The organism is Microbacterium sp. Soil_C_42 (assembly GCF_057656735.1).
This window is the reverse complement of the sequence record NZ_JBDGJU010000057.1, coordinates 1-16,870: the sequence shown is the minus strand read 5'-3', so window position 1 is coordinate 16,870 and position 16,870 is coordinate 1. Positions and strand designations below refer to the sequence as shown.

The following is a 16,870-nucleotide window of genomic DNA, read 5'->3' as shown; positions in this document are numbered from 1 at the left end:
CCGGCGCCGCGACAGCCCTCGCCGCAGCGGCCGGTGCCGCCGGGGTCTCCGAGCGTGCCGAGCCCCGGGCAGACAGCGAGCCCGAACCGCCCGTCGCACCGGCGCCCGTCGCACCGGCGCCCGTCGCCTACGCCGTCGCACGCACGGGAGTGATCGACATCGTGTCGCCCGCGGCACCCGAGGACGCAGAGACGCAACGCTCCGAACCGGGCGCGGACGACGACCGCGCAGACACGTCGGCGCCGGAGACCGCCCCCCCCCCCCCCCCCCCCCCCCCCCCCGCCCCCGCCGATCCGTGGGCTCCCGAAGACGCGGACGCCGACGTCCAGGCGGTCGGCGAGATCGACGACGAGCTCTCGACGCCGGAGCCGCCGGACGCCGACGACGACCGGCCGTGGGAGCACTACGTCAAGACCGACTCGGACATCGAGGCGGACGCCTTCTTCGCCGCCTTCGACCACACCGGCGAATCGGCGCCCGACGAACCCGGATCCGAGTCCGAGCCCGGATCCCGGTCCGGCCCCGGAACCGAGTCCGAGCCCGGAACCGAGCCCGAGCCCGGAACCGAGCCCGAGCCCGAGGCCTGGGTGCCGCCCGAGGCCGAGGCGTTCGAGGACGCCGTCACCCACGCCCCACCCGCCGACGAGGAAGGGGGCGCCCGATGAGCCTCGCCGCCGCGACTCGCGCCGAGAGCACGAAGCTGTTCTCCACGAGCATCTGGTGGATCCTCGCGATCGTCCTGTTCGCATATGTCGCATTCACCGCGGCGGCCCTCGGCTTCGTCTACGCGGCCGCCGCGACGGGGTCTCTCCCCGGCAACGCGCCGCCGTTGCCGGAGGAAGGTCTCGCCGCCACGCTGTACAGCACCGCGACCACCGTCGGCTACGTCTTCCCGCTGCTCGTGGGCACGCTGATGGTGACGGCGGAATTCCGCCACAAGACCCTCACGCCCACGTTCCTCGCGACGCCGCGCCGCGGCCGCGTGCTCGTCGCCAAGCTCGCCGTCGGCGTGCTCATCGGCGTCGTGCTCGGCGTGATCGGCATCGTCGCGGCGGTCGGCACGTCGGCGGCGTTCCTCGCGGGCTTCGGTCTCGAGACCGGCATCACCTCGCCCGACACCTGGGCGATGCTCGGACGGATGCTGCTCGCCTACGTCCTCTGGACGCTCATCGGCGTGGGCGTCGGCGCCCTCGTGCGCAATCAGGTGGGTGCGATCGTCGGGGTGCTCGTGTTCACGCAGTTCATCGAGCCGATCGGGCGCACCGCCGCCGCGTTCGTGGAGGGAATGTCGGACGTCACGCGGTTCCTGCCGGGAGCGGCGAGCGATGCGCTGGTCGGTGCGAGCGTCTTCGCGGCGACGATCCCCCAGGGCTCGGCGGCCCCGCTCGAGTGGTGGGTGGGCGGGCTGGTGCTGTTCGGCTACGCGATCGTGTTCGTCGTGCTCGGCCACCTGGTGAGCTGGCGGCGCGACGTCAGCTGAGTCCCTCCCGCGCCGGTCGTCGAGCGGGCTTGCGAGTCGAAACGCAGAATCGAAACGCGAAGGTCAGACGGCGGGAGCCGGCGCCGGCGTCTTGCGTCCGCGCGGCTTGCGCTCGGGGACGACGGGGATCGTGCCGGTCTCGGCCGCGATGTCGACGACGTCGGTCGGCTCGGCTGCGACCTCGACCCGCAGAGCCTGCACGAGCGCCAGGCCGTGCCGCGTGGTGACGATCACCCGCTGGAACTCGGGGTGGCCCTCGAGGTCGATCACGACACTGGGCCGGTGACGGCGGATGATCGCGAAGTCGTCGCCGCCCGCGGACCGCCAGGTGCCCGCGGCGATGATCCCGCGCACGTGGGTGCCGGGGCTCGGGATGCCGCGCAGCCACGTCCACGCGTCGTCGGTGAGCTGCACCTTGGTGATGGTCGAGCGCTCGATGACGACATTCCCCTTGCGCAATGACAGGGCGCGCTCGGACACCGACAGCACGACTTCGAGCTGCGTCGAGTCGAGCAGCAGCGTCACCATGTGCCCAGTCTGCCAGCGCGGGCGGCCGGAACCGGACTGATTTGCTTACGGGAGGGCAACGATCCCACGCCCCAGTGCTCGCAGGCGGTGCAAGACTGGATCGGTGACCGTCGTGTCCCCCTCCGTCACCGCGTCCTCGTCCATCGCCGTCGACGCCGTGCTCGCGCGCGCCGCGGCCGGCGAACGTCTCGACGCCGCCGACGCCGAGACGCTGCTCGGCGCGACGGGCGAGCGATTCGAGCGCCTGCTGGAGATCGCCGGGGAACTGCGCGACGCCGGGCTCGCAGCATCCGGTCGCCCTCGGGTGATCACGTACTCGCGCAAGGTGTTCGTGCCGCTCACGACCCTGTGCCGCGACCGCTGCCACTACTGCGTGTTCGTCGACACCCCCGGGCAGCTGCTCAAGAAGCACAAGCCCGCGTACATGTCGCCCGAGCAGGTGCTGGCCGTCGTGCGGCAGGGCCAGGCGATGGGCTGCAAAGAGGTGCTGCTGACGCTGGGCGACCGTCCCGAGGACCGCTGGCCCGAGGCGCGCGCGTGGCTCGACGAGCACGGGTTCGCCTCGACGATCGAGTACGTCGCGCACATCGCGCGCCTGGTGACCGCCGAGACCGGTCTGCTCGCCCACGCCAATCCGGGAGTCATGAGCGCGGACGAGCTGCGGATGCTGCGTCCCACCGCGCCGTCGATGGGCATGATGCTCGAGACGACCTCGCGTCGCCTCTTCGAGGAGCCCGGGCAGGTGCACTTCGGCTCGCCCGACAAGGACCCGGCGCTGCGGCTCGAGGTGATCGACGCCGCCGGGCGCGAGCGCGTGCCCTTCACCACCGGCATCCTCGTCGGGATCGGCGAGACCGTGCGCGACCGCGCCGAGTCGCTGGTCGCGATCCGCGAGGCCCACGAACGTCACCGGGTGGAGGGACAGGGCCACGTGCAGGAGGTCATCGTCCAGAACTTCCGCGCGAAGCCCCGCACCGCCATGCAGGGCGCACCCGACGCAGAGCTGCTCGAGTACGTCGCCGCCGTCGCCGTCGCCCGGCTCGTGATGGGTGCTCGGATGCGCATCCAGGTGCCTCCGAACCTCTCGGACGCCACGGAGTTCGGTCTGCTGGTGCGCGCCGGCGCCGACGACTGGGGCGGCGTCTCGCCCCTCACCGCCGATCACGTGAACCCCGAGCGCCCGTGGCCGCACCTCGACGACCTCGCCCGCATGACGGCGGAGCTCGGCTTCGAGCTGCGCGAGCGCCTCACGGCGCAGCCCGAGTTCGTGCTCGGCGCGGAGACGTGGATCGACCCCGCGCTGCGGCCCGCGGTCGCTGCGCTCGCGGATCCCAAGACCGGACTCGCCGCCCCCGGCCGCGCTGCCGCCAGCCGCGCCGCCGCCGGGCTCCCCGCCTCCGTGCCCCCGGCGTCTCCCTCCCCCACCCCGCCCACGGTCCCGCTCTCCTCTGTTCCGCAGTCGCTTCCGGCGGATCGGCCCCCCGGCGACCCGCACGAACTGACTGCGGAACCGCTGGGTCTGAGCTCCAACGGGCCGATCGCTGCGCAGTCGGTTTCGGCGGATCGTGCGTCGGTGGACTCGCACAAGTCGACTGCGGAACAGCGGGGGGCGAGGGCGCGGACGGTGAAGCAGCTCGCGGGGGCCGCGGCAGCGGACCCGCTCGCGCTCGACGACGCCGAGTGGGTAGCCCTCCTCGAGGCGACCGGCGACGATCTCGACGCACTCGCGGCGACCGCCGACGACGTGCGCCGGTACACCGTGGGCGAAGCGGTCACCCTCGTGGTGAACCGCAACCTCACCTCCACCGGGCTCCGCCCGACCCCGGGCGACGACCCCGCGACCTTCACCCTCGACGACGTCGAGGCGATCGCGGCGGACGCGTGGGACCTCGGCGCCACCGAGCTCTGCGTGCAGGGGCTCCTCCCGCCGGAGGTCGACCCCTCGGGCTACCTCGACATCGCGCGCGCGGTGAAGGCCGGGGCCCCCGGCATCCATCTCCACGCCTACCGCCCTCAGGACGTGCGCGACCTCGCCGAGCGCTCCGGCCTCTCGCTCGACGCGGCGCTCGCGGCGATGCGCGAGGCGGGCGTCGACACCGTGCCGGGCACGGGCGTCAAGGTGCTGAGCGAACGCGTGCGCAGGCTCGTCGCGCCGACAGACCTCGAGATCGACCGCTGGGTCGAGGGCATCACCACCGCGCACCGCGCCGGATTCCGCTCGACGAGCGTCATCTTCTACGGCCACGTCGAGACCGCCGCCGAGCGCATCACGCACCTGCGGCGACTGCGGGCCATCCAGGACGAGACCCGCGGCTTCAGCGAGTTCGTGCCGATTCCGCTGCCCGGACCCGCCGGCGGCGTCTCACTCGTTTCCGGCCGCGCGGCGCTCGACGAGCACCGCGCGATGGTCGCCGTCTCGCGCCTGCTGCTGTCGGGCAGCATCCCGCACATCCAGATCCCGTGGACGCGCGTCGGGCGCGAGGCATCCGTCGTCCTGCTGCAGTCCGGCGGCGACGACCTCGGCGGCACCCTGCTCGACGGCCGTGTGAAGCCCGAGGCGGGTATCGAGCACGGTCTCGAACTGCCCGTGACGGATGCCTCGGCGATGGTCGCGCGACTGTTCCGGCCGTTCCGCCTGCGCACCACGACCTACGGTCAAGCGGGCCCGCGGTGATCCGCGTCGAGGTCGCGATCATCGGTGCCGGATTCGCCGGCATCGGGGTGGCGTCGGCGCTGCGCCGCGCGGGCCGCGAGGACTTCGTGGTGCTGGAGCGGGCGGAGTCCGTCGGCGGCACCTGGCGCGACAACACGTATCCGGGCATCGCGTGCGATGTGCCGTCGCACCTCTACGGCTTCGCGGCGCACCCGAACCCGGCGTGGTCGGGCACGTACGCGAAGGGCGCGGAGATCCACGCGTACCTCGAGCACGTCGTCGATGTCGAGGGCCTGCGCGACCGGGTGCTCCTCGGCACCCCGATGCGCGGGGCCGCCTGGGATGCCGAGCACGAGGTGTGGCGCATCGCCACGCCCGCCGAGGTCATCGTCGCCGAGGTGCTCGTGCTCGCGTGCGGGCGCCTCACCGAGCCGGCCATTCCGCGCTTCGCCGGCCTCGAGCAGTTCCCGGGGCCGCTGTTCCACTCCGCGCGGTGGGACCACTCCGCGGATCTCGCCGGCGCCCGCGTAGGCGTCGTCGGCACCGGTGCGAGCGCGGTGCAGATCGTCCCTGAGCTCGCACGCACGGCAGCGCACGTCACGCTCTTCCAGCGCACGCCCGCCTGGATCGTGCCGCGCGGCGGCGACGCCTACTCCGACGCCGACCGCGCCCGCTTCGCCGCGTCCCCGCAGGCCCTCGAGGCCCTGCGCGCCGACCTCTACGCCGAGGGCGAGGCGCGCTTCGCGTCGCGCTCGGGCGACTCCGCCGCGGCGGCGGACGCCGAGGCCGTGGCGCTCGCGCACCTGGAGCGTCAGGTCGCCGACCCCGCGCTGCGTGCCGCTCTCACCCCCGATTACGCGTTCGGCTGCAAGCGCGTGCTGCTGTCGGACGACTTCTACCCCGCTGTCGCGTCCGAGGCGGTGACCCTCGTGCCCGAAGCGCTCACCGAGGTGGACGGCTCGACGCTCGTCGCCTCCGACGGCACCCGCCACGAGGTCGACGCGCTGGTCCTCGCGACCGGATTCGCCTCGACGCGCCAGCCGTACGCCGACCACGTCTCGGGGGAGGGCGGGGCGACGCTCGCCGAGCACTGGTCGAGCGGAATGACGGCGTTCGCCTCGACGGTGGTCGCCGGCTTCCCGAACCTCTTCGTGCTCAACGGACCGAACGCGTCTCTCGGCCACTCGTCCTCGGTCCTCATGATCGAGGAGCAGGCCGGCTACGTCGCGCGCGTCCTCGACGCCCGCGGCGGGCGCGCGCTGCGCGTCGACCCGGAGGCCGAGCGCACCTACACCGATGAGATCGCCAGGGCTGCGGCATCCACCCGCTGGATGACCGGAGGCTGCCGCAACTGGTACGTCGACGAGCGCTCGGGCAGGCTCGCCCTGCTCTGGCCGGGCACCGTCGACGCCTTCCGGGAGCGACTCGCCCGCGCCGACGGCTCCGAATTCCTGACTGAACCCGCCATCGAAGGGATACCCGCATGACCGTTCCCCTGCGCTTCGGCTACAAGGCCTCCGCCGAGCAGTTCGGCCCGGCCGAGCTGCTGGACTATGCGATCCAGGCCGAGGAGGCCGGGTTCGACTCGGTGTTCATCTCGGACCACCTGCAGCCGTGGCTGCACGACGGCGGGCATGCCCCCGCGTCCGTCCCGTGGCTCGGCGCGCTCGGCGCGAAGACCTCGCGCGTGCTCATCGGCACGTCCGTGCTCACGCCGACGTTCCGCTACAACCCGACGGTCGTCGCCCAGGACTTCGCGACCCTCGGCGTGATGTACCCGGGGCGCGTGATCCTCGGCGTCGGCACCGGCGAGGCGCTCAACGAGGCGAACCTCGGCATCACCTGGCCCGATCCACCGGAGCGGTTCCAGCGGCTCAAGGAGGCCATCGGCCTCATCCGCCGGCTGTGGTCGGAGGACCGCGTCACCTTCGACGGCACGTACTACACGGCCCGCAACATCACCATCTACGACAAGCTCCCCGAGCCGGTGCCGATCTACATCGGCGCCGCCGGCCCCGCCGCGACGCGCCTCGCCGGCCGCATCGCCGACGGCTTCATCACCACGTCGGGCAAGAAGCGCGAGCTGTACACCGACACGCTGCTGCCGGCGCTGCACGAGGGACTCGAGAAGGCCGGCCGCCCGGCCGACGCGATCGACACCCTGATGGAGATCAAGGTCTCGCTCGACGAGACCATCGAGGCCGCGAAGGAGAAGACCCGGTTCTGGGCGCCGCTGGCGCTCACGCCCGAGGAGAAGATGGGCATCGACGACCCCATCGAGATGCAGCGGCTCGGCGAGGCGCTGCCGATCGAGCGCGCGGCGTCGCGGTTCATCGTGTCGGACGACCCCGACGAGCACGTCGAGCGCATCGGCTGGTACATCGGCCTCGGCTTCCGCCACCTCGTCTTCCACGACCCGGGCCATGACCAGGGCGCCTTCCTGCGGATGTACGGCGAAGAGATCCTCCCGCGCCTGCGCGCGAAGTACACGTGACCCCTCTGTTCGGCCGGCGCCGCCGCATCTCCCCGGAATCAGCGGCGCCGCCGCTGAGTGCGACCTCTTCCACCCCGTCACGCGCGGAACCCGAGGAGTCGAGGTCGCCCCGCTGGATCGTCGTGGTGCCGGTCAAGCCGTCGGCCCGCGCGAAGTCGCGGCTCGACGTCGACGGCGTGGGTCGCGCGGACCTCGCCCGCGCCATCGCGCTCGACACGCTCGCTGCGGCGACCGCGTGCGATCTCGTCGCGCAGGTCGTGGTGGTGACCGACGACGCCGCCCTCGCGCGTGACGCCGTGATGATCCCGGCGCTGCGGTTCGTCCCCGAGGGCGACGCGCGCGGGCTCGACGCCGCGGTGGCGGCGGGCGTCGCGGCGATCGATCCGGACGGACGGATGCCGCGCGCCGCCCTCCTCGGAGACCTTCCGGCGCTGCAGCCCGCCGACCTCGCGGACGCGCTGCGGGCCGCAGCATCCGTCCCCCGCACCGTCGTTCCCGACGCGGAGGGCACCGGCTCGACGCTGGTGACCGCGGGGCCGGGCACCCCATGGGAGTCGTCATTCGGCGACGGCTCGTTCGCACGGCACGTCGCGCTGGGGTGCGAGCCGCTTGCGATTCCGGATGCCTCCACCCTCCGCCGCGACGTCGACACGGCCGACCAGCTCGACGCCGCGCGCATGCTGGGTCTGGGCCCGCGCACGGCGGCCCTTCTCGCGCGCTGAGGCCGCGGCATCCGTCCCCTCGGGTACCGCAGCGCCCGCCGAGTCGGCCCTTCCGGTCACCAACCCGTCCCGAAGCGACCGCACCGGCCGACCCCGCCGGCGTCCGCTCGGCGCAGTCGGCCTGTCCGGTCGCAACGCGTGCCTGAGACGACCGCACGGGCCGACCCGACCCCGCCGGCACAGCTAGCCCGGCGGGATGAGCGCGGCGGGTCAGACGAGCAGCAGGTAGACCGCGCCGACGATCGTGAAGGCGATCACCAGCTTCTCGAAGACGGACTGCGGCATGCGGTCGGCGAGCCACCGGCCTCCGAACGCCGCGACGACGACGAGTGGCACGAGCACGAGGTCGATGAGGATCCCCGGCACTGTGATGATGCCGATGCCGATCGAGAACGGCACCTTGAACAGGTTGACGATCGCGAAGAACCAGGCCGCCGTGCCGAGGAACGCCTTCACCTCGAAGCGGGCGGCGAGGAAGTACATCGACATCACGGGTCCGGCGGCGTTCGCGACCATCGTGGTGAACCCGCCGAGGGTGCCGTAGGTCGCTGCGGCGACGCGGTGCGAGCCGCCCGCCTCGACGCCGGTGGCGAACCGGCGCCGCAGCAGCGTGATGGCGATGACGGCCAGCAGGATCACGCCGATCGACTTCTTCACCCACACGTCGTCGGCGAACCACAGGAACACCACGCCGAGGAGCACGCCCACCACGACCGCGGGGGCGAGCTTGAGCAGGGTGCGCCAGTCCGCGTGCCGGCGGTACATGGTCACGGCGAAGATGTCGGCGACGATCAGCAGCAGCAGCAGGACGCCGGTCGACTGCTTCGCCGGGAGCACGGCCGCGAAGATGGCGACGGCGATCGTCCCCGCGCCGGGCACGGCCGTCTTCGACAGGCCCACGACAACGGCTCCGAGGCCGAGCAGCGCCCACGCCCACCACGCGAGTTCGGGCACGCTCACACTCCGGCGGCGGCGAGCGCCGCCTCGCCGAGAGCGGTCTGGCGCGCAGCATCCGTCATCCAGAGCGGCCGGACGAGGGGACGGATGCCGAGCCCGGCGACCTGGCCAGCGGCAGCCTCGTCCTCTTCGGCGAGCAGCCACGCGTCGAGCAGTCCGCCGTTCCTGCGGGCGCCGTACAGGCCCGCGACCGCCGTTGCGGACGTCTCGACGCCGATCGCGGCCAGACAGACGTCGGCCATGCCGCGCACGACCTTGCCGCCGATGATCGGCGAGACCCCGACGACGGGGGCCTGCGCCCCGCGCAGCGCCTCACGCATGCCCGGCACGGCGAGGATCGGGCCGATCGACACGACCGGGTTCGAGGGGGCCAGCAGCACGGCGTCCGCCTCGGCGATCGCCTCCGCGACCCCGGGGGCGGCGGCGGCCTCGTCGATGCCGGGGTTCTCGAATCGCTCCGGGACGAGCGTGGCGCGGTGCCGGGTCCACCACTCCTGGAAGTGCAGGCGCGTGCCGTCGGCGAGCACCACGACGGTGTCGACCTCGCTGTCGGTCATCGGCAGCAGGCGCGCGCCGAGGTCCCAGCGGTGCGACATGCGCTCGAGCACGTCGGTCGGCGTGAGCCCCTCGCGCAGCCAGCCGGTGCGGGCGAGATGCGTGCCGAGGTCGAGGTCGCCGAGGGTGAACCAGGGCCAGCCGGCATTCCACTCGTGCAGTTCGTGATTCACGCGCTCGCTGTCGCCCTGCCGACCCCAGCCGCGCTCGGCGTCGTTGACGCCGGCGAGCGCGTAGGTGATCGAATCCACGTCGGGCTGCAGCCGCACGCCGGAGAGCCAGATGTCGTCGCCGGTGTTGACGACGACGGTCAGCGCGGCCGCGGTGTCGTCGATGCCGCGGGCGCGCAGCGCTCCACGGACTCCGAGGACGAAGCGGGAGCCGCCGACTCCGCCCGCGAGCACGACGATGCGGGGCGTGCCGGTCACGGGCGCGTCAGTTCCGCGAGTCGATGCCGCCGAGACGCGGGATCATGCCGGTCTTCGGGGCGAACTCGTCGGCCGCGTGAGGGAGGGAGAACCTCCCGACGGCGTCGATGAGAGCATCGACGGTCTGTGCGTCGGCCACGACATCCACGTCGAGGCCCGCGCGGCGCGCGTCCTTGGCGGTGCGCGGGCCGATCGCAGCGATCAGCGTGGTGTCGGGGATCTCGGGGAACTGCTCGTGCACCTGCTGCGCGACCGAGCCGCTGGTGACGAGGATGGCGTTGATGCGGCCGGAGTGGACGTCCTCGGCGATGCGCTCGGTGACGGGGACCCCGACCGTGCGGTACGCGACGACGCTGCGGACGCGATGCCCGGCCTCGGTGAGCATGCGGGTGAGCACCGGCTTCGCGATCTCGCTGCGAAGGGTGAGGATGTCGCGGGCCTCGGGCTCGAGGCCGATGAGCTGCTCCGCCATGCCGGCCGCGGAGTTGTCGCGCTCGGGCACGAGGTCGACGCGATAGCCGACGGCGAGGAGCGCGGCAGCGGTGGTCTCGCCCACGGCGGCGACCTTCGTGGTCGCCGGGACGACCGCGCGGTAGGCGTAGAGGACGTCGACGGTCGTCGCGCTCGTGACCGTCAGCCACTCGAACTTGCCGGCGGCGAGGTCGGCGAGCGCCTGGTCGAGCGATGCCTGGTCGTTCGTGGGGGCGAAGTTGATGAGCGGGGCGATCACCGGGATCGCGCCCTGACGGCGGAGAGTCGCTGCGACGCCGTCGCCCCAGGGACCGCCGCGGGGCACGAGAACGCGCCAGCCGGTCAGGGGTTTGACGGACTGCTGCTGTGCTGCGGCGGAATTCATAGGGGGGTCGACTCTCGATGATGCTCAGTCGGCCGCCCAGGAAAGATCGAGGCAGCCGATGCGCGATTCGAATCGGGTTCGCGCGATCGGCAGCTAACGCATCATTGCACTGCCTTGCCTCCCGAGCATACCCCCGATCGCGCGAGGCGTTACCTCGGCGGTGTGGAGAGCGGGATTCCGGGCGGGATCAGCGCGTATAGAGGCGGACGAAGCCCCAGACCGCCGCGCCGATCGCGGCGGCGCCCGCGACGACCGCGACGGCGGTGAGCGCGGGGTTGCGGCGATTGAACGCGCGGGCCTGCTCGATCCGCTCGTCGAGGGCGCGACCGACCCGGCGCGGGACGTTCGCCTTCTGCTCGATGGCGGCGAGCGCCGCCTTGAGCTCGGTCCTCGCCTGCTCGACGGGGTCGCCGATCCCGAGGGGCACGGCGGTGCGAGGCAGCGCGACGGAGTTCTTCGACAGCGGCACGGGCGCGTCAGAGCTCATCGCGCACCTCCTTCACATCCAGGGCGATCGATTGGACCGGGTTGCGGCGCTCGCCGATCCGGCGGAAGTAGAGGACGCCGATGAACGCGAACACGGCCGTGACGATCAGCATCGCGAAGAAGACGACGATCGCCGACAGCCAGACGGGCCACCACGACGACAGTCCCGCGATCACGAACGTGCCGAACACCGGGACCGACCAGAACAGCACGAACAGCGCGGCGAAGACCCACAGGGCTCCCCATCCGCCGTCTTTCGCGGTCTTGGCGAGCCAGGCCTTCGCGGCGTCGATCTCCGCGATGACGAGGTTGCGGACGAGCTCCGGGATCTCACCCAGCAGGGTGAGCAGGCTGTCGTCCGCGCGGTCGCGGAAGCCGCGGGGGGTTGTCATCACGTCAAGCCCCGCCGCGGCCGTTCTCGGAAGCGTCGTCGACGGCGTCCTCGACGGCGTCCTTCACAGCCTTCGCCGAGGTCTGCGCCGCCGTGCCGACCTCGTCGGCCGAGTCCTTGCCGACCTTGATGGCCGCGTCGAGCCTCTGCCCGGCGGTGCCCTTCGATCCGGCGGCCTGCGTGACCTTCACGGCCGACTCCCACAGCGTCGACGGCAGCGCCATGGCCTGGGACTTGGCGAAGTCCTTGACCTTGCCGACCTGGCTCTGCACGGGCTCGGTGTTCCACACCTTCAGCCACTGCGTCTTGATCTGCTCGTAGCGTTCACGACCCGCGCGCGTACCGAGCACATACCCGATCGCGAGTCCGACAACGAGTCCAGCCTTGCCCTTCATGAGGTCTCCTCACGCTCGGTGTGACCTGACGACCTTCCCAGGGTAGCCCTGTATGCCGATTCCGGCATCCACCCTTGACAGGGGCTCCGGCGCAGGGTTCACTCTGCCGCCTTGGCACCCCACAGAGCCTTGCGGCGAAGGCGGTCGGCCTGCTCCTGAGCATCGGCGACGACCTGCGCGAGGCCGCTTCCCGACAGCCAGGCGCCGACGGCGGCGAGCCCCGGCGCGCGGGCGATCGCGGCCCGGGCGGCGTCGGTGCGCTCGCGTCGGCCGAGGGCCGACGCGGGAGGGACGAGCGTGTACGCGTCGCGGCGCGCGCCGGCGATCCGGCCCTCGTCGAGCTGCACCCCGAGGAGGACGGATGCCTCGGCCACGGCCATCACCGCCGCGTCGGCGTCGGACAGTCCCTCGGTCGCCGGTGCGATCCCCGGGGCGCCGAAGGCGACGCGCAGGACGTGGCGCCCGGCGCCCGCCTCTCGCGCCAGCCACTCCCACCGAGCGGTCTCATGGACGAGGCCGGTCGCGCGTGAACCGCCCGGGACGGCGTGGACATGGGCACCGCGCGGCGCCGCGTCGAGCTCGGGCGCGTCCACCACGAGCGTCACGACGTCGCGGGCGATCCCTGCGGCGGCGACGTCGGCGAACGCCGGGGTGCCGAGCGCGGCGGCGAGGAGCGCGCGCGCCGTGGTCTCGTCGGTCGCGACGATGACCGCGTCGGCGTGCAGCCGGTCCGGTGCGGCGGCCGCACCGTCGGGCGCGATCGTCGCGACTTCCACCGTCCAGCGTCCGTCGCTGCGCACGACACCCGTCGCCGGCGCGTGCGTGTGGATCGCGACCTCACGCTCGGCGAGCCTCTCGGCGAGCGCGGCGGTGAGCTGCGGCATCCCACCGTCCAGTCCCTCGATCGAGGCGCTCGGGGCATCGACGCGTACGTCGGCGACCGCACCGCCGAGCCACCCGGTGCGGGTGAGCGCGCTGTTGAGTCCCGGGGCGGCGAGCTCGACGTCGACGTCGACGGGGTCGACGCCGAAGCGGTCGATGGTGAGCGGTGCCACCAGGCGATCCAGGACCTTGTCTCCCATGCGGCCGTAGACGAGCCGGCCGAGGCTGCGCTGGGCGCCGATCGTGAGCGGGGGACGCAGGCGATCGAGGTACGCGCGCCACGTGCCGCCCCATCCGATGATCCGGCGCACGCTCTCGTCCCACGGGTTGGCGGGGATTCCGAGCACCTGCTCGGCGGGCAGCGGCGCCGCGGCGCCCTTCGGCAGGCCCGCGATCCACTCGCGGTCGTCGCGCGGGCGCTCGATCGCGGCATCCGGCAGCACGTCGTCGACGAGCCCGCGCACCGTGCCGCCGCGGGTCGACCAGCAGGTCACACCGGTCTCGAGCTCGAGTCCCGCGATGCGGGCGGACCCGATCGTGCCGCCGAGGCGATCGGATGCCTCCACCAGCGTCACCGCCATGCCGACCTTGGCGCACTCCCACGCCGCGACGAGCCCGGCGATGCCGCCGCCGATGACGACCACGTGCGTCTCACGCGCGTGGTCGACGAGTTCCCGGAAGGGCTCGGACGTGGGGCCCTCGTGCCCGGAGGGTGCAGGCGGACCGCCGGCGTCGGGAGCGGGCGTGGGGATGGTCACGGCATCCATCCTCCCATCCGCGAACGGTGCCGGCAGGAGCGGGCGGTGGGAGACTGGGCCGCATGACGCTCCACATCACGGGCGACGACGCCGCCGACCGCCTGCTCACCGACGACCCGCTCGCCCTGCTGATTGGCATGCTGCTCGACCAGCAGGTCGCGATGGAGACGGCATTCGCCGGACCGCTCAAGATCTCCCAGCGCGCGGGGACGCTGGATGCCGCGGCGATCGCGAGCTTCGACCCCGAGGCGTTCACGGAGCTCTTCAAGGCGACGCCGGCCGTCCACCGGTTCCCGGGCTCGATGGCCGCACGCGTGCAGGCGCTCTGTGCGGCGGTCGCGCAGGAGTGGGGCGGCGACGCGTCGGCGATCTGGACCCGCCCGGCCACGGATCCCGCCGGAGCACCGGACGGGCCGACCGTGCTGAAGCGGCTGAAGGCCCTGCCGGGGTTCGGCGAGCAGAAGGCGAAGATCTTCCTGGCTCTCCTCGGCAAGCAGTACGGCTTCACCGGTGCCGGCTGGCGCGAGGCGGCCGGCTCGTACGGCGACGAGGGGTCGTTCCGCAGCGTCGCCGACATCGTCTCGCCGGAGTCGCTGACGAAGGTGCGCGAGCACAAGCGCGCGATGAAGGCCGCGGCCAAGGGCTGACCGGGAGGCGGCGATGAAGAAGACCGGTGGCGACGTCGACGAGTTCGTCGCCGCGGTGCGGCCCGCGAAACGTCAGCGCGATGCCGTACGCATGATCGATCTGCTGCGCGAGGTGACGGGCCGCGAGCCCGAGCTCTGGGGCACCATCATCGGCTTCGGCTCGTGCCACTACCGCTCGGCGGCCGGCAGCGAGGGCGACGCCCCGATCGCGGCGTTCTCGCCGCGGCGCGAATCCACGACGGTGTACACGCTGCGCACCGCCGCGCACGGCGACCGGCTCGCGAATCTGGGACCGCACGAGACCGGGGTCAGCTGCCTGTACATCAAGGACCTCGACGCGGTCGATGCCGGCGTGCTCCGCGAGATCGTCGCCGAGGACTACCGCCGGGTGCTCGCCGGCGAGACCGGCGACACGACCTACACCGTCACGGACTGACCGCCCGATCGGCCGCCCCTGCCGGCGCGAGTCCGATCGCCCGCGCTGCCCGAATCGGCATCCGCGCCCGCCCCGAACGACCGCGGACGCCGGAAGCGACCGCGCGGACCTCGCGGCACGATGACGACGGACGCCCGCCACGCGCCCGCAGACGACGGATGCCTCGACCCGGCGGGTCGAGGCATCCGTGGTCCTGCGGGTCAGGCGCCCTTGAGGCGCTCCGCGAGGTAGTCGTGCAGGACGTCGAGCGGAACGCGCTCCTGGCCCATCGTGTCGCGGTCGCGCACGGTGACGGCGCGGTCGTCGAGCGAGTCGAAGTCGACCGTGACGCAGAAGGGCGTGCCGATCTCGTCCTGGCGACGGTAGCGGCGGCCGATCGCGCCGGCGTCGTCGAAGTCGATGCTCCAGTCGCCGCGCAGCGTCTCCGCGACCTCACGGGCGATCGGCGAGAGCTGCTCGTTGCGCGACAGCGGGAGCACGGCGACCTTCACGGGCGCCAGGCGCGGGTCGAGCTTGAGCACCGTGCGGGTGTCGGTGCCGCCCTTCGCGTTCGGCGCCTCCTCCTCGTGGTACGCGTCGACGAGGAAGGCCATCATCGCGCGGGTGAGGCCGAACGAGGGCTCGATGACGTACGGGATGTACTTCTCGCCCGAGGCCTGGTCGAAGTAGGTGAGCGACTGGCCCGACGCCTCCGAGTGCGAGCTCAGGTCGTAGTCGGTGCGGTTGGCGACGCCCATGAGCTCGCCCCACTCCTTGCCGGCGAAGCCGAAGCGGTACTCGACGTCGATGGTGCCGTCGGAGTAGTGGGCGCGGTCCTCTTCGGGCACGTCGAACCGGCGCATGTTGTCGGGGTCGATGCCGAGCCCGATGAACCAGTCCCAGCACTCGTCGACCCAGTGCTCGAACCACTCCTGCGCCTCGGCGGGCGGCACAAAGTACTCGATCTCCATCTGCTCGAACTCGCGGGTGCGGAAGATGAAGTTTCCGGGTGTGATCTCGTTGCGGAACGCCTTGCCGACCTGGCCGATGCCGAACGGCGGCTTCTTGCGGCTCGCGGTGAGCACGTTCGAGAAGTTCACGAAGATGCCCTGCGCGGTCTCGGGGCGGAGGTAGTGCAGGCCGGACTCGTCGTCGACGACGCCGAGGTAGGTCTTCACCAGGCCCGAGAACGCCTTGGGCTCGGTGTACTGGCCCTTCGTGCCGCAGTTGGGGCACGGGATGTCGGCGAGGCCGTTCTCCGCCGGGCGGCCCTTGCGGGCCTCGAAGTCCTCGATGAGGTTGTCGGCGCGGAAGCGCTTGTGGCACTGCAGGCACTCGACCAGCGGATCGGTGAAGGTCGCGACGTGACCGGATGCCTCCCACACGCGCTTGGGCAGGATGATCGACGAGTCGAGGCCGACCATGTCGCCGCGGCCGCGCACGAACGTCTGCCACCACTGGCGACGGATGTTCTCCTTGAGCTCCGTCCCGAGGGGGCCGTAGTCCCATGCCGACCGGGATCCGCCGTAGATCTCACCCGCTTGGAACACGAACCCGCGGTGACGGGCGAGGGCGATGACTTTGTCGAGGCGAGACTGCTCGGCCACGGTGGCTCCAATGGTCGGGAGGGGATGCACGAAGGTGCGAGAAGCCGCTGACCGCGGCATCCGTCGATTCTAGTCGCCGTGCGCCGAGGGACCGGCGTCGCCGTCGGCCTGCTCGAACGCGCGATCCCACTCCTGCAGCTCCTTGCGGCGGCCGATGAGCCCGTCGAGAGACACTTGGAAGTGAAGGCCCCGTCGGGCGTTGACCTGCTTGATGTTCTCGACGAGCTCGGTCGAGAACGATGTCAGCGCGGTGCGCACCTCGCGGACGCGATCGACCGGGTCGTCCCACAGGTCGGGGTGCTGCAGGATGTCGAGCAGGTAGTCGCGGTCGAGCGCCGCCGTGAGCTTGCGCAGCGTCTCGCCGTACTCGACCGCGGCCGTGGCCCGCTGCCCCTCGTCGCCCTTGCGGCCGAGCCGGTCGAAGAGCTCGGTCGTGTTGTTCGCGACGGTCACGATCTCGGTCGCGACGTCGGTGGCATCGCGATTCCCGGATGCCCCGGCCGCCGCGTACTCGCCGCTCAGTGCCCGCAGCCTCCCGACGAGCGGGCGCACGGCGTCGGGAAGCGGGGCGTGGCGGCCGGCGGCTCCGCCGCGACCGCGCCGGCGGAGCACCGCC

General features: G+C 72.5%; 17 protein-coding genes and 1 pseudogene. 8 read left to right on the top strand and 10 right to left on the bottom strand.

Annotated elements, in window-relative coordinates; genetic code table 11:
- Window positions 1–665 (top strand): annotated as a pseudogene (locus AC3A46_RS18615) (hypothetical protein); the annotation flags it as partial.
- Window positions 662–1,480 carry an ABC transporter permease gene (locus AC3A46_RS18610; protein ID WP_487666555.1) on the top strand — a complete coding sequence of 273 codons (819 nt, stop codon included), beginning with the start codon at window positions 662–664 and terminating at the stop codon, window positions 1,478–1,480. The pseudogene AC3A46_RS18615 and the gene AC3A46_RS18610, both read left to right, overlap by 4 nt.
- 63 nt (window positions 1,481–1,543) lie before the next feature.
- On the opposite strand, the gene AC3A46_RS18605 is transcribed toward AC3A46_RS18610, so the two are convergent.
- A complete protein-coding gene (locus AC3A46_RS18605; RefSeq protein WP_487666554.1) occupies window positions 1,544–2,008 on the bottom strand; it encodes a hypothetical protein in 465 nt (154 codons plus the stop codon).
- 112 nt (window positions 2,009–2,120) lie between these two features.
- Here AC3A46_RS18605 and cofG point away from each other — a divergent pair, with 112 nt between their 5' ends.
- Genes cofG through cofC form a run of 4 tightly spaced genes read left to right on the top strand, consistent with a single transcriptional unit; the run spans window position 2,121 to window position 7,877 of the window.
- Window positions 2,121–4,682, top strand: coding sequence for a 7,8-didemethyl-8-hydroxy-5-deazariboflavin synthase CofG (gene cofG / locus AC3A46_RS18600; RefSeq protein WP_487666556.1), 2,562 nt, complete (start codon window positions 2,121–2,123; stop codon window positions 4,680–4,682).
- On the top strand, window positions 4,679–6,148 hold the full coding sequence (locus tag AC3A46_RS18595; protein WP_487666553.1) for a flavin-containing monooxygenase: 1,470 nt from the start codon (window positions 4,679–4,681) through the stop codon (window positions 6,146–6,148). Before cofG ends, AC3A46_RS18595 begins: the two co-directional genes overlap by 4 nt.
- On the top strand, window positions 6,145–7,155 hold the full coding sequence (gene fgd, locus AC3A46_RS18590) for a glucose-6-phosphate dehydrogenase (coenzyme-F420) (protein ID WP_487666552.1): 1,011 nt from the start codon (window positions 6,145–6,147) through the stop codon (window positions 7,153–7,155). The genes AC3A46_RS18595 and fgd overlap by 4 nt, the downstream gene beginning before the upstream one ends.
- Window positions 7,152–7,877, top strand: coding sequence for a 2-phospho-L-lactate guanylyltransferase (gene cofC, locus AC3A46_RS18585; RefSeq protein WP_487666551.1), 726 nt, complete (start codon window positions 7,152–7,154; stop codon window positions 7,875–7,877). The genes fgd and cofC overlap by 4 nt, the downstream gene beginning before the upstream one ends.
- A 210-nt stretch (window positions 7,878–8,087) precedes the next feature.
- On the opposite strand, the gene AC3A46_RS18580 is transcribed toward cofC, so the two are convergent.
- The 7 genes from AC3A46_RS18580 to AC3A46_RS18550 all read right to left on the bottom strand — a co-directional run bounded on the left by AC3A46_RS18580 (window position 8,088) and on the right by AC3A46_RS18550 (window position 13,585).
- A complete protein-coding gene (locus AC3A46_RS18580) occupies window positions 8,088–8,831 on the bottom strand; it encodes a sulfite exporter TauE/SafE family protein (protein WP_487666550.1) in 744 nt (247 codons plus the stop codon).
- Window positions 8,832–8,833: 2 nt separating this feature from the next.
- A complete protein-coding gene (gene cofD, locus AC3A46_RS18575) occupies window positions 8,834–9,817 on the bottom strand; it encodes a 2-phospho-L-lactate transferase (protein ID WP_487666549.1) in 984 nt (327 codons plus the stop codon).
- A 7-nt stretch (window positions 9,818–9,824) separates the two neighbouring features.
- Complete coding sequence (locus tag AC3A46_RS18570; protein ID WP_487666548.1) at window positions 9,825–10,673, bottom strand: uroporphyrinogen-III synthase; 849 nt, start codon at window positions 10,671–10,673, stop codon at window positions 9,825–9,827.
- A gap of 187 nt (window positions 10,674–10,860) precedes the next feature.
- The gene (locus AC3A46_RS18565) at window positions 10,861–11,160 is read right to left on the bottom strand and encodes a hypothetical protein (RefSeq protein ID WP_487666547.1); all 300 of its coding nucleotides are present in this window, start codon (window positions 11,158–11,160) and stop codon (window positions 10,861–10,863) included.
- Window positions 11,150–11,551, bottom strand: a complete 402-nt coding sequence (locus AC3A46_RS18560; protein WP_487666546.1) for a phage holin family protein — start codon at window positions 11,549–11,551, stop codon at window positions 11,150–11,152. The genes AC3A46_RS18565 and AC3A46_RS18560 overlap by 11 nt, the downstream gene beginning before the upstream one ends.
- A gap of 4 nt (window positions 11,552–11,555) precedes the next feature.
- Entirely contained in the window at window positions 11,556–11,945 is a 390-nt protein-coding gene (locus tag AC3A46_RS18555; protein ID WP_487666545.1) for a hypothetical protein, read from the bottom strand.
- A gap of 98 nt (window positions 11,946–12,043) precedes the next feature.
- Entirely contained in the window at window positions 12,044–13,585 is a 1,542-nt protein-coding gene (locus AC3A46_RS18550) for a protoporphyrinogen/coproporphyrinogen oxidase (RefSeq protein WP_487666544.1), read from the bottom strand.
- Between the two features lie 62 nt (window positions 13,586–13,647).
- Between AC3A46_RS18550 and AC3A46_RS18545 the strand changes: the two genes are divergently transcribed.
- Together AC3A46_RS18545 and AC3A46_RS18540 are read left to right on the top strand one after the other, a co-directional pair.
- Window positions 13,648–14,232: an HhH-GPD-type base excision DNA repair protein gene (locus AC3A46_RS18545; protein WP_487666543.1), complete on the top strand. Its 585-nt coding sequence runs from the start codon at window positions 13,648–13,650 to the stop codon at window positions 14,230–14,232.
- A 13-nt stretch (window positions 14,233–14,245) separates the two neighbouring features.
- Complete coding sequence (locus AC3A46_RS18540) at window positions 14,246–14,668, top strand: DUF1801 domain-containing protein (RefSeq protein ID WP_487666542.1); 423 nt, start codon at window positions 14,246–14,248, stop codon at window positions 14,666–14,668.
- Window positions 14,669–14,868: 200 nt separating this feature from the next.
- Here the strand turns inward: AC3A46_RS18540 and AC3A46_RS18535 are convergent, their stop codons facing one another.
- Both AC3A46_RS18535 and AC3A46_RS18530 read right to left on the bottom strand, forming a co-directional pair.
- Complete coding sequence (locus tag AC3A46_RS18535; RefSeq protein ID WP_487666541.1) at window positions 14,869–16,254, bottom strand: glycine--tRNA ligase; 1,386 nt, start codon at window positions 16,252–16,254, stop codon at window positions 14,869–14,871.
- A 69-nt stretch (window positions 16,255–16,323) separates the two neighbouring features.
- On the bottom strand, window positions 16,324–16,870 hold a 547-nt coding region (locus tag AC3A46_RS18530; protein WP_487666540.1), incomplete at its 5' end, for a hypothetical protein.

Bases quoted from the DNA above. Each gene is read 5' to 3' on its own strand.
- AC3A46_RS18560 (WP_487666546.1), bottom strand. From the start codon at position 11,551: ATGACAACCCCCCGCGGCTTCCGCGACCGCGCGGACGACAGCCTGCTC.
- AC3A46_RS18555 (WP_487666545.1), bottom strand. From the start codon at position 11,945: ATGAAGGGCAAGGCTGGACTCGTTGTCGGACTCGCGATCGGGTATGTG.
- AC3A46_RS18565 (WP_487666547.1), bottom strand. From the start codon at position 11,160: ATGAGCTCTGACGCGCCCGTGCCGCTGTCGAAGAACTCCGTCGCGCTG.
- fgd (WP_487666552.1), top strand. From the start codon at position 6,145: ATGACCGTTCCCCTGCGCTTCGGCTACAAGGCCTCCGCCGAGCAGTTC.
- AC3A46_RS18570 (WP_487666548.1), bottom strand. From the start codon at position 10,673: ATGAATTCCGCCGCAGCACAGCAGCAGTCCGTCAAACCCCTGACCGGC.
- AC3A46_RS18605 (WP_487666554.1), bottom strand. From the start codon at position 2,008: ATGGTGACGCTGCTGCTCGACTCGACGCAGCTCGAAGTCGTGCTGTCG.
- AC3A46_RS18540 (WP_487666542.1), top strand. From the start codon at position 14,246: ATGAAGAAGACCGGTGGCGACGTCGACGAGTTCGTCGCCGCGGTGCGG.
- AC3A46_RS18610 (WP_487666555.1), top strand. From the start codon at position 662: ATGAGCCTCGCCGCCGCGACTCGCGCCGAGAGCACGAAGCTGTTCTCC.
- AC3A46_RS18545 (WP_487666543.1), top strand. From the start codon at position 13,648: ATGACGCTCCACATCACGGGCGACGACGCCGCCGACCGCCTGCTCACC.